Origin of the sequence: Roseateles sp. (genome assembly GCF_047654805.1) — a bacterium.
In the GTDB taxonomy this organism is placed as follows: domain Bacteria; phylum Pseudomonadota; class Gammaproteobacteria; order Burkholderiales; family Burkholderiaceae_C; genus Pelomonas.
This window is the reverse complement of the sequence record NZ_JASGIV010000001.1, coordinates 4,398,096-4,412,415: the sequence shown is the minus strand read 5'-3', so window position 1 is coordinate 4,412,415 and position 14,320 is coordinate 4,398,096. Positions and strand designations below refer to the sequence as shown.

General features: G+C 65.8%; 7 protein-coding genes. 4 read left to right on the top strand and 3 right to left on the bottom strand.

Annotation, left to right across the window (positions count from 1 at the left end; all coding sequences use genetic code 11):
- Window positions 1-42: 42 nt before the first annotated feature.
- Together QM732_RS19880 and QM732_RS19875 are read right to left on the bottom strand one after the other, a co-directional pair.
- Window positions 43-426, bottom strand: coding sequence for a PilZ domain-containing protein (locus tag QM732_RS19880; RefSeq protein WP_415659421.1), 384 nt, complete (start codon window positions 424-426; stop codon window positions 43-45).
- A 42-nt stretch (window positions 427-468) separates the two neighbouring features.
- The gene (locus QM732_RS19875) at window positions 469-900 is read right to left on the bottom strand and encodes a hypothetical protein (RefSeq protein WP_415657822.1); all 432 of its coding nucleotides are present in this window, start codon (window positions 898-900) and stop codon (window positions 469-471) included.
- Between the two features lie 89 nt (window positions 901-989).
- On the opposite strand from QM732_RS19875, the gene QM732_RS19870 reads away from it, so the two are divergent.
- From QM732_RS19870 to ltrA, 3 genes are all read left to right on the top strand, one after another.
- Complete coding sequence (locus QM732_RS19870) at window positions 990-1,559, top strand: DUF1134 domain-containing protein (RefSeq protein ID WP_415657821.1); 570 nt, start codon at window positions 990-992, stop codon at window positions 1,557-1,559.
- Between the two features lie 118 nt (window positions 1,560-1,677).
- Window positions 1,678-4,587 carry an adenosylcobalamin-dependent ribonucleoside-diphosphate reductase gene (locus tag QM732_RS19865; RefSeq protein ID WP_415657820.1) on the top strand — a complete coding sequence of 970 codons (2,910 nt, stop codon included), beginning with the start codon at window positions 1,678-1,680 and terminating at the stop codon, window positions 4,585-4,587.
- A gap of 599 nt (window positions 4,588-5,186) precedes the next feature.
- Window positions 5,187-6,395: a group II intron reverse transcriptase/maturase gene (gene ltrA / locus QM732_RS19860; protein WP_415659420.1), complete on the top strand. Its 1,209-nt coding sequence runs from the start codon at window positions 5,187-5,189 to the stop codon at window positions 6,393-6,395.
- On the opposite strand, the gene QM732_RS19855 is transcribed toward ltrA, so the two are convergent.
- Window positions 6,354-7,820: an IS5 family transposase gene (locus QM732_RS19855; protein ID WP_415654708.1), complete on the bottom strand. Its 1,467-nt coding sequence runs from the start codon at window positions 7,818-7,820 to the stop codon at window positions 6,354-6,356. The genes ltrA and QM732_RS19855 overlap by 42 nt on opposite strands.
- Window positions 7,821-8,091: 271 nt before the next feature.
- On the opposite strand from QM732_RS19855, the gene QM732_RS19850 reads away from it, so the two are divergent.
- Window positions 8,092-14,244, top strand: a complete 6,153-nt coding sequence (locus QM732_RS19850) for an FG-GAP-like repeat-containing protein (RefSeq protein ID WP_415657819.1) — start codon at window positions 8,092-8,094, stop codon at window positions 14,242-14,244.
- Window positions 14,245-14,320 lie beyond the last annotated feature (76 nt).

Here is a 14,320-nt window from a genome sequence, read left to right as displayed (position 1 = left end):
ATACAAGGCGCCAAGCCCGGTATCGCAGCCTCGGCGGCCGGTTCAGCCGAGGTGGGCTGCGGCAATCAGTGCCTTGAGCTCGCGTTCCGAGGCCTCGGGGTCACCGAGGTTGACCTCGATGAGGCGGCGCAGATGGGTGATGGACTCGAGATCGATGCTGCGGCACTGCACCCCGGCATGGCTGCCCTCGACGTGGGCGAGTTCACCGGCCATCGCGATGACCGGGTCGTCTGGCGCGCCCCCCGCCAGGGGCAGCTTGACGAGGCAGGGCATGCCGACCTGCGGTGACAGGCCTGGAGGCAGTTGCAGCAGCACGCCCTTGAGCGAGATGTCCAACACCTGGCAGCCCAGGCGCTCCTGGGTGGTGATCAGCTCGGCACCGGATGCAAATGCGACACGGGCGAATTGGCGGCGTTCGGTGCTGATGATGGTCTCCGTCGGGCTGGCCGTGGGGTGGTCGGCACTATCCTAGACGAAGGGTTCGAGCTCGGCGCCGCTGCCGAACACGGTACTGTGCTCGACGGCTTGCTGCAGCCGCTCGGGAGCCAGCGAGGCCAGGCCCATGGCTTCCAGCATGAACCAGGAGGCTCGCAGGAAAGCGATGGTGTCCTCGCGGGTGCCGTCTGGGCTGGCGGGCGGAGCGTCCCAGTCGCGCTCGGAGGTCTCGCGCGGCGCGACGACGGCCGGCCGATGCGCCCGGGCCACGCGGGCAAGCAGCTCGCGCGTGTCCACCGTGGCGCTGGGCGCGTCGATGAGCCGCACGAGGTCGCCCAGCTGCTGCTCGGCCGCAGCTGCCAGCAGTCGTGCGGCCTGGTCGGCGCCGCCAGCGAGATACAGGCCGGCCGCGAGGTCGACGTATTCGAGGGCGGCCGACAGCCGCTGCAGGTCAGGGTTCGACATGACGGGCAAGTCTAGGTTGTGTGCAGGGGCAACGGGCGGCCAAACTTCACACTCCATTGTTTATGCTGGCCCCACAAGGAGTGCCCATCATGCTTGATCGCCGCCACCACCTGCAGCAGCTCGCTGCCCTCGCCGCCGCCACTGCCCTGCCCGCCGTCGCCGCGGACGACAAGGACAGCACCTACGACGAGGACTCCATCCTGAAGGCCGCCACGGACTTCTTCGGCCAAACCACCGAGGGGCTGGCCAAGGTCATAGAGAAGGCCTTCAAGGAGCAGGGCCGTCCCAATGCCTACGTGAAGGGCGAGGAAGCCTCGGCCGCCATTACCGTGGGCCTGCGTTACGGCGAGGGCGAACTGCTGATGAAGGGTGGCGGCTCGTCCAAGGTCTACTGGGCCGGCCCGTCGATCGGCTTTGACCTGGGCGCCAATGCCTCCAAGGTCTTCACGCTGGTCTACCACCTGCCCAAGGCCAGCGCCATCTATCAGCGCTTCCCCGGCGTGGACGGCAGCCTGTACTACATCGGCGGCGCGGGCATCAACTACCAGCGCCTGAAGGGCATCACGCTGGCGCCCATCCGCCTGGGCGTTGGCCTGCGCGCTGGCGCGAGCGTGGGCTACATCCACTACCGCCGCGAGAAGAGCATCAACCCCTTCTGACCCGGGCGGCGTTGGTGTCTGCGCTCCATCAAAGCGCGCCGCAAACCCGGCTGGCAAGCTCACCATTCGCCTCGGCAAAGGCGTAGACTGTAAATTCATCCAGTATTCGAGGCCCATCGTGAGCACCACCGCCGACCTGCCCGTGCAGGACATCTCCAGCGAAGTCCTGATCGAGAAATACGCCAAGGGCGGCGAGCAGACGCCCGACGAGTTGCGCGAGCGTGTCGCCCGCGCGCTGGCACAGGCCGAGAAGCCGGCCGACCGCGCGCGCTGGGCGGCTGCCTTCCTCGAAGCGCAAAAGCGCGGCTTCGTGCCGGCCGGCCGCATCATGTCCGCGGCCGGTACCGAGCTGTCGGCCACGCTGATCAACTGCTTCGTGCAACCCGTGGGCGACTCCATCGCCACGGCCGAGGACGGCGTGCCTGGCATCTACACCGCGCTGACGGAGGCCGCCGAAACGATGCGCCGTGGCGGTGGCGTGGGCTACGACTTCAGCCGCATCCGCCCGGCCGGCGCCTGGGTAGGTTCCACGCGCAGCCATGCCTCCGGCCCCATCAGCTACATGCGCGTCTTCGACCGCAGCTGCGAGACGGTGGAGAGCGCGGGCAGCCGCCGCGGTGCGCAGATGGGCGTGCTGCGCTGCGACCATCCGGACATCGAGGCCTTCATCCACGCCAAGGACGAGGGCGACCTGCGCAACTTCAACATATCCATCGGCGTGACCGATGCCTTCATGGAGGCGGTGCAGGCCGATGGCCAGGTCGAGCTGGCGCACCGCGCCCAGCCCAGCGCCGAGCAGATCGAGGCTGGCGCGTACCAGCGCGGCGACGGCCAATGGGTCTATCGCAAGGTGCGTGCTCGCGAGCTATGGGACCAGGTCATGCGCTCCACCTATGACCACGCCGAGCCGGGTGTGCTGTTCCTGGACCGCATCAATGCCGACAACAACCTGCACTACTGCGAGACCATCGCGGCCACCAACCCGTGTGCCGAACAGCCCCTGCCCCCTTACGGCTGCTGCTGCCTGGGCTCCATCGACCTGACGCGCTTCGTGCACGATCCCTTCAGTGCCAAGCCCGTGTTCGACGACGTCGGGTTCGCCGAGGTCGTCGCCGTGGCAACGCGCATGTTGGACAACGTGCTTGACGTGACGCCCTGGCCGCTGCCCGCGCAAGCCGCGGAGGCCGGCAACAAGCGCCGCGTGGGGCTGGGTTTCACGGGGCTTGGCGACGCTCTCGTCATGCTCAATCTGCGCTACGACACCCAGGAGGCCCGCGACATGGCCAGCCGCATCAGCGAGGTCATGCGCGATGCAGCCTATGCGGCTTCCAGCGACCTGGCCGCCGAGCGTGGCAGCTTCCCCCTCTTCAATGCAGACCTGTACCTGTCCGGCGGCAGCTTCGCGTCGCGCTTGCCGCAGGGACTGAAGGACAAGATTCGTTCGCAAGGCCTGCGCAACTCCCACCTGCTGTCCATCGCGCCCACCGGCACCATCAGCCTGGCCTTTGCCGACAACGCCAGCAACGGCATCGAGCCGGCCTTCTCCTGGACCTATACGCGCAAAAAGCGGCTACCGCAGAGCGAGGGCGGTGGATTCAAGGAGTACCAGGTCGAGGACCATGCCTGGCGCCTGTACCGCCACCTGTTCGGCGCCGATGTGCCGTTGTCAGACGCCTTCGTCACGGCGCTGGAGTTGAGCGCAGCCGACCATGCGGCCATGGTTGCGGCGGTGGCGCCGTACATCGACACGTCCATCAGCAAGACCGTCAACGTGCCGGCGGACTATCCTTACGAGGACTTCCAGGATCTCTACGTCCAGGCTTGGCAATCCAAGCTCAAGGGACTGGCCACCTACCGGCCCAACAGCGTGCTGGGTTCGGTGTTGTCGGTAACGCCCGAAGTCAAGCAGCCCGAGCCGCTGCGCGCGGAGGTGGACGGCACCAATCAGCGCCTGAAGCTGGAGCGCCTTCCCCAGGCCGTCGTCGCCTCGCTGCGCTGGCCCAGCCGTCCGGAGATGCCCGGCGGCAACCCGGCCTGGAGCTATCTGATCCAGCATCCGCACGGCGACTTCGCGCTCTTCATCGGCGAGCTGCCGCTGGAGGGGCCGGATGCCGGCCTGTTCGGCCGCAACCTGCCGTTCGAGGTCTGGGTCAATGGCGCCGAGCAGCCACGCGGCCTGTCGGCACTCGCCAAGACGCTGTCCACCGACCTGCGCACCAACGATGCGGCCTGGCTGCGCCTCAAGCTCGACGCGCTGGCCACCGTGGCCGAGGAGCGCGCCTTCGAGATGCCCATGCCGCCGGGCGGCGAGCCGCGCCTCTTTCCCGGCGTCGTCGCCGCCACGGCGGCCGTCATCCGCTGGCGCTGCGAGCAACTCGGGGCGCTGGGCGAGGGCGGCGCCACGCCGGTCGTCGACGCGATGTTCAGCCGCAACGAGCCGCGCACGGGCGTGTCCGGCACGCTGGCCTGGGCCGTCGACGTGGACAACCCGGCCACCAACGAGCAGTTCACGCTGACGCTGAAGGAGGTGGTGCTGCCCGCGCCAGGATCTGAAGGTTCGGGTGGCACGGTCACGCGCCCCTGCGCGATGGGCTTCTCGGGCAACTATCCCAAGGCGCTGGACGGTCTGGCGCGGCTGCTGTCCCTGGACATGCGCGTCATGGACCCCGGCTGGATCGCGATGAAGCTGCGCAAGCTGCTCAACGTCGGCGAGCCGCTGGGCCATTTCATGGCGCCGGTGCCGTCACTGAACGGCGAGCGCCGCCAGCAGGTCTGGCCTTCGACGGTGGCCTATGTCGCGCGGCTGGTCATTCACCGCTACGCGATGCTGGGCATCCTCGACGAGGAGGGCCAGCCGCTGACCGACATGGGCCTGTTGCAGACGCCGGCGCCAAAGCTTGCGGCCGTGGCGGGCTCGCTGCAGCTACAGGCCGGCAAGCCCTGCCCGGAATGCGGCAACGCGACGATGATCCACAAGGACGGCTGCGACTTCTGCACCGCGTGCGGGTATGTGGGGCAGTGCGGGTAATGATCTTCGTCGTTGAAACGGAAGCGAGTGTCCGGGACCCCATAAGCTGCAAGTTGGACCCCATAAGCTGCAAGTCCGGACTCCATAAGCTGCAAGCTTTTCAGGGTGGCCGAGGGTCCCAGCAGCAGAAATAACAGCCCGCCGCGGCTTTTTCAAAACCAGGCCGTCAGCATTATTTTGCTGACGGCCTTATTTTTTGTGCGCCCAGCATGGGCGCACTCCTACGGGTGCAAGTCCCGTCGTAAGTTGATCACGACGAACGAAGCGAAGCGCAACTGCGTGAGGGCGACCGAGCGTGGGAAGGAAGCGTGGAGCGCAAACCGCGAGCCGATGAACAAGAACCGCATAGAAGGCGCTGCCGAGCAGGGCGAGCGGGCTGAAAACCGCGAAGCTCTCGTGATCAAGGCGAGGCGGCGTAGATGCGGCGGTTGTGCGGTGAAGGAGCGCGTGCCTTACCTGGGGACGCCTCGCCTTATGGCTGAAAGGCCGACGGCGCTGCCGGAGCGAGGTCTCAGCAGAGGTCGTAGTAGCTGGGTAGCGGGGCCGCCGAGGCCGCCAGCGAGAGGCGAAGGACCGAACGGGAGTGAGTGACCAAGGACGTGGGAATGCCAAAGGCCATGCGTCAGATGCCGGCAGCGTCCGGGCGGGTAGGCGTAGCGCACGGTGAAGCCGGGCGTGATCCTGCCAGTGACGAAGCCTGCGGCCCGTCCCATGAACACCAGGGCACAGGGTCGGCAAAGCAGACGGTGGGGGCTGGCACCCTGCTGGAAGCGGCGCTGACGAGAGAGAACCTGCAAGCGGCCTGGAAGCGGGTCAAGGCCAACAAGGGCGCAGCGGGCGTGGACGGGCTCGACATTGAGCACACCCAGCGCCTGCTGCAAACGAAGTGGCCGCAGATCCGCCAAGAGCTGCTGGCGGGGCGATACCGGCCATCGCCGGTACGGCGGGTGATGATCCCCAAACCGGACGGCAGCCAGCGCGAGCTGGGCATCCCGACGGTGACGGACCGGTTGATCCAGCAGGCACTGCTGCAAGTGCTGCAACCGCTGATCGACCCCAGCTTCAGCGACCACAGCCACGGGTTCCGCCCGGGCCGGCGAGCGCACGACGCGGTGAAAGCCGCGCGGGCGTATGTCCAGTCCGGCAAGCGCGTGGTGGTGGACGTAGACCTGGCGAAGTTCTTCGACCGGGTGAACCACGACATCCTGATGGACCGGCTCAAGAAACGCATCCCGGATATGGCCGTGCTGCGGCTCATCCGCGCGTACCTGAACGCCGGGATCATGGAGGGCGGGGTCAAGGTGGATCGAGACCAGGGCACGCCGCAAGGCGGGCCACTGAGTCCGCTGCTGGCCAATGTGCTGCTCGACGAGGTGGACAAGGCACTGGAGGCGCGGGGCTACAGCTTCGCGCGCTATGCCGACGACGCCAACGTCTATGTGGGCAGCGTGAAGGCCGGCGAGCGGGTGATGGCGTGGCTCAGGAAGCTGTACGGCAAGCTGAAGCTTCAGATCAACGAAGCCAAGAGCGCGGTCTGCAGCGTCTTCGGACGCAAATTCCTGGGCTACACGCTGTGGGTGGCTAAGGGGCGCGAGGTGAAATGCAAAGTGGCTCACAAGGCCCTGAACAACTTCAAAGCGCGCATCCGGCAACTCACCGGCCGCTCAGGCGGGCGCAGCATGGCGCAGGTGGTGCAAGGGCTGCGGCCCTATCTACTGGGTTGGAAGGCGTACTTCGTCGGCCCTGCAAATTTCTATTCCACCAACTCAGCGCAGCGTGAAGGCGAGCCGGTGATCGATGGCCGTTGATCGGCCTGAGGCGGTCGCGGAGCGATGCAGGGCCAGCCAGGCCAATGCAGCGAGGCTGCGCAAGTACAAGAGAAGGGCCGCCAGGCCCAGACGCACGATGGCACGCAGCAGCCAGCGGATGTTGAAGCCGGCCGCGCACAGCACGGCGTGCAAGGCGTCGCCCTCGCTGCCCTTGAGCCAGCAGCGATGCATCCCGTTGTCGTGCTTGGTGTGGCCGATCACCGGCTCGATCGCCTGACGACGCTTCAGCCAGCGGCGCTGCGTGTTGGTCAGCGTCTTGTGCTTGCCGCGATGGATCACCTGCACCGGCGCGACCTCGTGATCCACGCCGCGGTAGCCCAGATCGACGATGGCCGTCGTGGGCTTCACACCGAGGTCCTGCAGCAGCACCGTGGTCTGCTCGATTTGTGCGGCCAGGGTGTGGCCGTCGAACGGGTTGCCGGGGAAGCTCCTGGCGCCCACCATGAGGCCTTGCCTGTGCGTCACCGCCAGGCTCACCTTGCAGCCGAACTCGTAGGGTTGGCGGGCCTTGCCCTTGCCGATGCACTCCGCCTCCGGCGCGTGCAAGGCGTAGAGCTTGCCCTTGTCGTGCGGACGCTGTGTGCGGATGCGCTCGGCCCGCTGCAGCCAGATGTTCAGCTGATCCTGGGCCTGCTGCGGCAGCGTCACCATCTTGCGCTGCACGTCGCGCAGCAGCGCCCCGAGGATCGTTCGCTGGCGGCGCAGCACGCGCTTCAAGCGCTTGAACTGCTTGGCGTGGGCATAGCCGGCCGCGCGCCGGCGCAGCGTCTTGCCCTCGCGCTGATGCGTCTGCTTGAGCTGCAAGCCCGCGCGCTGCGCCAGCCGCGCGATCTTCTCGCGCGCCACCTCCAGCAGCCGGCTGTCGGTCGGGTGAGCGATGGCCTTCTCCTGCACCGTGCTGTCGACGATCACGCGCTCGAACTCCGCGGGCCGGATCGCCTTCATGCCCACGGCCGCCTCGATCGTGGACTTCAGCAACTGCTCCACGCCGGCCTCGCCGAGCACCCGCCGGAAGCGCCCGATCTGCGTCGCGTCGCAGGGCAGCCGCGGTTCGAAGTACACCTGTCCGCTGAAGAACTGGAAGTACACGTCCTGGGCCCAGCGCTCGACCACCGACTCGTCGCTCTCGCCATAGGCGTGCTTCAAGTACAGCAGCGCCACCATCAGCCGGATCGGCAGCCGTGGGCGGCCACGCTGGCTCACGCCGGCTCCGGCCACCGCCAGTGTCGGGCCGAACAGGTCGGTGTCCTCGATCACACGGCCGGAGCGATCCTGGTGCGCGAACAGCGGCGCCAGCGACGCCTCGATCTGCGCCCACGGCATGCGCGTGGCCAGCACCGCCAGCGCGTGGCGCATGTCGATCATTTGCTCCAGGCGCGCGCGGAAGAAGTCGTCGGTGGCCATCGGCGGTGGTCTCCAAACTCCCAGGAACTGCGCGTCATTGCAACGCAAACTGGGAGTTCGGACTATCGGCGATCACCCGCAATGCCAGTGTTCATGCGGGTTCCAGGCGTTTTGCAGGCCTGACTAGGTAGTTCCCTGGTGAGTAGGTGAAATCTCCCATGTATGGAGCACATGCGTCTCACTGAAAATCTGGTTAGCATGATCCGCAATAAGTCGATGCCTAGGCGGAGGTGAACTCATCTCAGCTATGCACGAAGCCGAGGGAGTTGAGATGCCCAAGCGACGCCTGGCGCGATTCGTGCGCCGTGGACTGGTGTGTTCTGCCGTTTTGTTGAGTGGTTTGGTCGCGGGGCCGGGCGCCGTGGCCCAGGTGGCCGTGGGGGACGGCGGGACGCCGAGTTACAGCCAAGCCATTGCGGTGCCGCCCGGTGTTGGGGGGATGACGCCCAAGCTCAGCCTGCTTTATGCGGGCGGTGGCGTGAACGGTCCCCTCGGGCATGGTTGGAGTGTTCAGGGCTTGTCCGTGATCACGCGGTGCGCGGCGACGCTGGCGCAAGACGGCAAGACGGCTGGGGTTGCCTATGTCGCAAGCGATAAGTTGTGCCTGGACGGGCAGCGGCTGATTCAGACCGATGAAGCCGGGAGCGCAACGCCCATCGGTGGCAGCAACGCGGTGGGCGTGCCGGTCACGGCACAGGTCAATGATGCCCAAGGCCTGGGAGCCAATGTCTATCGGGAGTTCCGTACGGAGAAGGACATGTACGCGCGCATCCGCGCGTACGGCTATGCCAATGGCGACTCGACTGGCGCAAGCGGGCCGGCCTACTTCAAGGTGTGGACCAAAGCCGGCCTGGTCTACGAATACGGTGACGCCTCGGCCAGTCCCGCAGCGACAACGGGTCTGATTGCGCCACCTGGCAAGGCGCCCATGGCCTGGGCTGTGGCGCGCATCAGCGACACCCTGGGCAATGCCATCGACTTCAAGTACGAGCAACGAGACGTGCCCTGGGGGAGTGGGCCCACATCTGGCTCGCCCACGGCTGGGCACGAATGGAACATCCGAGAGGTTCAGTACAGCGGGAACAAAGTCGTCTTCAACTACGACTTGGATACGCAGGGGAACGACGCACGTACAGACAAATCCGAGGCTTACCAGCAAGGCCGCAAGAACGTCAGCTTGCGCCGCCTGAAGTCGATCACAACCTACGTCAACAGTCCGACCACGGCGTTGGGGGCGAATGGCGGCACGGCGGTTCGCACCACACAGCTGACGTATGACTACGGCCCGGTGACCGGGCGAAGCCGGATCGTCAAGATCCAGGACTGCGCCGGCGGCCCGAGCAGCACACGGTGCCTGCCGGCCACCAACCTCACCTACACCGCGGGCACCAGTGACGGCTACCAGCCCAATTCCACTTTCGCCTCCAGCAACCTGGCAACGCAGGATCTGCTCGGCAACGGCACTTATGGCGCATTGACCGGTGACTTCAACGGTGACGGCAAGACCGACATCCTTTATTGGTCAGACACCCCGTCCAACAACAAGCTCTACACCAGCAATGGTGATGGCAGTTTCTCGACATCGTCGGCGTTCAATATCAAGACAGTCAATCTCTTCAAGAGCGACGGCTGCTACTACACGATTGCGGCGGACTTCAACGGGGACGGCATTACCGATCTGCTGCGGGTGATGCGAGCCACCTCCACCAGCAATACCAATGTGTCGTGCGGCACGCCGCTCACGCAGTACCTGTATCTGGGCAAGCCCGACGGCAGCTTTACCAGCGTGAGCTTGCCCAGCGGCATTGACTTCACACAAACCGCAAGCGTCAAGACGCGCCAGTTCAACTGCTCGTCTCCAGCCTCGACGAACTACGTCCCGGGTTGTCAGGAACCCGGAGACACCTACCTGGGCACGGTCCAGACGCCCGGCGCCAACTTCCACCTGATCGACGTCAACGGCGATGGCTACCTGGACATTGTCACTACGCAGTTGCCCGGCTACAGCCGGACGATGACCATCCCGAGTGAAGCCACGCAGTGCGCCAGCATCATTTGCACGCGCGTGTATCTGGGCAGCGCATCCGGTGTCTTCACCGAGTTGACGACCACCAACCTGGCGCACCACAGCGTCTACGGCGCCCCTGCGAGGGGCTACTACGACTACTTCCGCAAGCCTTACGTGCTCGATGTCAATGGCGATGGCTTGGCCGATTTGTTGGTTGGCACCGGCTTGTGGACATCCCAAGGAAACGGAGACTTTGCCGCGCCGTCTGTTGATGCCAGCACTGCTGGATGTGCCACTGCGATCGATTTCAACGGTGACGGTCGCGGAGATTGCATTTACGGATGGGCAACCCCGAGTGTGCAAACACTGACGGTCGGCGACGGTACGCTCGTTCCATCCAACACAGCCTCCTTCAATCTGACCTCTGCAGGGCAAGAGTTGCTCGTGACGAGCAATGCGTTTCCGTTCCCACAAAGCGTAGGCACCATCATTGCCGACTTCAACGGTGATGGCCGACAGGACATTCTGCGCTGGAAAGACGACGCGACGCAGAATGCCCTTTACTTGAGCAACGGAGACGGCAGCTTTGCCACGGTTGCCAACTTCAGTTTGACCGGTGTCCAGCTGCAGAACAGCAATGGCACGGCCAATGCGCTGCTGGGCGACTTCACGGGCCGCGGCTCCGTGGAGATCCTGCGACTGCAGACAGTGGGCGGCACCGCCACCAACCGGCTCTTCGTCAAAACCGATCCGACGCCTCCCGATCTGCTGGTCAGCGTCACAGGTCCCTCAGGGCTCACGTCCCGGCTGTACTACGTCCCACTGAGCAACTCGGCCGCGGCCGGGGCGCTCCCTGCCAACTCGGCGAGTGACCTCAACCTCGGCCTTCGCTACCAGAGCGATCTGGGCCAATCCGCGTATGCCGTGACCGACGCCGTCGATCTGAGCATGCCCATGTACGTTGTGGCCACGCAGGTGGACGACACCGGGGTGGGCAGCAGCACCGTCACCACGGAGATGAGCTACCGAGGCTTAAAGGCAGATCGCAAAGGCCGCGGCATGCTGGGCTTTCGTGAAGTGCTGCGCCAGCGCACGGGCGCCGACGGCACGCCGTTGACAGTGGACACGACCTACGTACAGACCCACCCCTACACCGGTGTCGCAGCCAGCACCTCGACCTACCGCAGCAAGCTTAACGCCATCTCCGCGTCGACCTTGCTCAGCACCACAAGCAACGCCTACTGCGATCAAGGCAACGCCGCTGCTGCATCTGCCAGCGCCAACTGCCCTGCGATCGGCAAGGTCGCCCGACCGTATCTGTATCAGAGTACCGAGGGCGGCCAGGATCTGGCCGGCGTGGCACTGCCCACCGTGGTCACCCAGAACGTCTTTAATGGCACAGGTGATCCGGCCACCATCAGCGTCACCACGACTGGGACGACTGCCGGTGTTGCGCAGACCTTCACCAAGTCGGTGAGCAACACCTACTACACGGACAACACCAGCTGCAGCAACTACCAGACCTGCTACTGGATCCTCGGGCGCCTGAACCAGGCTACCGTCACGAACACCGTGCCCAACAGCTTGGCCAGCATCCCCAGCAGCGCTGGCACCGGCCCGTATGCGAGTGCGACCTCGGGCTCGGGGCCTGCCGTCAGCAGCCCGCTGAACCTGGTGCTGAGCAACTGCTCCAGCACCACACCGACACTCAGCCCAGTGGCGGCTTCGTACCAGTGCCAACTGGGTAACAGCGGCACCGCCAATGCCACCAACCTGAGCTATGCGACGAGCTCGGCAGCCCTGGTCATCAACGGGCCGGCCAGCTGTGCAGCTAACACCACGAACTGTGGCACGGTCACGATGCAGACATCGGCTGTTGCAGGCGCCTACACGGGCTACTTCACGGTCTCCAGCGCGGGCGCTACCATCACCAGCACCAGCGTACCGTTGACGGTCACCGCCCCCAACGGGTTGGGCGTGAGCGCCGCGAGCTTCAGTCCCGCAACTGTTACAGCCGGCACCAGCAGCACCTTCAACTGGAGCACGACCAACGCCGCGTCGGCCAGCGTGAGTTGCGCAGGCACCGGCGTGACGGTGACCGGCACTGCCACAGGCACTGCCGGCAACATCACGGTCGGGACCACGGTGGCCACCACAGCCGCCAATTGCACCGTCATCGCCACCGGCGCCAGCGGCGCCATGGTCAGCGGCAGCGCCGACCTCGCGATCGCGCCAGCAGGTAACGTGAGCGTCACCTCCGCCAGCTTCAGCCCGGCCAGCGTCTCGGCAGGCACCAGCAGCAGCTTCAGCTGGAACACTGCCAACGCCGCCTCGGCCAGCGTGAGCTGTTCTGGCGCTGGCGCCACGGCGACTGGGTCTGGCACGAGCGGTTCCATCAGCGTGGGCACCAGCAGCGCGGGCACGGCGACTTGCACGGTGACGGCTGCCGATGCGGCCGGTACTACCGCGACCGGCTCGGCCAACCTCACGGTGAATCCTGCCACGGCACCAAGCATCAGTAGCAAGGGCTTCAGCGCGGCCAACGTCACCGCGGGTGGCTCCTCGACGTTCAGCTGGAGCGTGAGCAACGCAACCAGCAGTTCGGCCAGCTGCAGCGGCGCGATCAGTGGCAGCGGTAGCGGCACGGCCACGGGCGGCAGCTTCACGACGACGGCGGGCTCCAGCGCTGGGACGGGCACCTGCATCGTGACGGCAACCGGCGCTGGTGGGACCACCACGGGCTCCAGCACCATCGAGGTGGTGCTCGCGCCGAGCACGACCGGTGCTGGCTTCAGCCCGGCGACGGTGACTTCAGGGGGGACGTCGCAGCTGTGCTGGAACTCGGCGAACACCACGCGCACGACGGTCAGCTGCACGTCGCAGTACACCTACGGTTGGGACAGTGTCCAGAATGGTCAGGTTTGCAGTCCGTCAAATACACAGACGTTCGGTACGGGTTTGGGCAGCTGCACGATCACCAGCTACAACGCAGCAGGGGCTACGACCACGACGAGCGCAAGCATCAATGTGGTTGCAGCTCCGAGCGTGAGCAGCGCATCGTTCAGCGCGAATCCCGTGACGGCAGGCGATGCGCCAATCTTCAGCTGGAGCACTGTCAACGCCGCCTCGGCCAGCGTGAGCTGTTCTGGCGCCGGCGCCACGGCGACTGGGTCTGGCACGAGCGGCTCCATCAGCGTGGGCACCAGCAGTGCGGGCACGGCGACTTGCACGGTGACGGCTGCCAATGCGGCCGGCACTACCGCGACCGGCTCGGCCAACCTCACGGTGAATCCTGCCACGGCACCAAGCATCAGTAGCAAGGGCTTTAGCGCGGCCAACGTCACCGCGGGTGGCTCCTCGACGTTCAGCTGGAGCGTGAGCAACGCAACCAGCAGTTCGGCCAGCTGCAGCGGCGCGATCAGTGGCAGCGGTAGCGGCACGGCCACGGGCGGCAGCTTCACGACGACGGCGGGCTCCAGCGCTGGGACGGGCACCTGCATCGTGACGGCAACCGGCGCTGGTGGGACCACCACGGGCTCCAGCACCATCGAGGTGGTGCTCGCGCCGAGCACGACCGGTGCTGGCTTCAGCCCGGCGACGGTGACTTCAGGGGGGACGTCGCAGCTGTGCTGGAACTCGGCGAACACCACGCGCACGACGGTCAGCTGCACGTCGCAGTACACCTACGGTTGGGACAGTGTCCAGAATGGTCAGGTTTGCAGTCCGTCAAATACACAGACGTCCGGTACGGGTTTGGGCAGCTGCACGATCACCAGCTACAACGCAGCAGGGGCTACGACCACGACGAGCGCAAGCATCAATGTGGTTGCAGCTCCGAGCGTGAGCAGCGCATCGTTCAGCGCGAATCCCGTGACGGCAGGCGATGCGCCAATCTTCAGCTGGAGCACTGCCAACGCCGCCTCGGCCAGCGTGAGCTGTTCTGGCGCCGGCGCCACGGCGACTGGGTCTGGCACGAGCGGCTCCATCAGCGTGGGCACCAGCAGCGCGGGCACGGCGACTTGCACAGTGACGGCCGCCAATGCGGCCGGCACTACCGCGACCGGCTCGGCCAACCTCACAGTGAACGCAGCCGTCTCTGTGCCTTTTTCGGTTTCAGGTCCTTCGGCGACAACCTGGACATTCAGCAACCCTAACTCGACTGTGCAGACCATCACCGGGTTGCGTCTGCAGTTCGGATGGAATGGAGATCCGATGGGGGCCGGGCTCAACGGCGGCACCTGTTCGGTGAATGGCACCGTAGCCCCGGGTGGCAGTTGCACAGTGATCGTGTATGCACCGGCTTCGGATTGCACGCAGAACAACTACAGCGTTGCCCCTGTGTTGTCGACTGCCGCCGGCTCTACTGTGGGCAGTTCATTGAACCGGGATGCGCCGGCAAACAGCATGTGCAACTGAGCAAGCGTGAGGCAGATCGCCAGGTGAGCGAGCCAAGAGAGCCACGAAGCAGCGCAGATTCCGACGGCAATGGCGG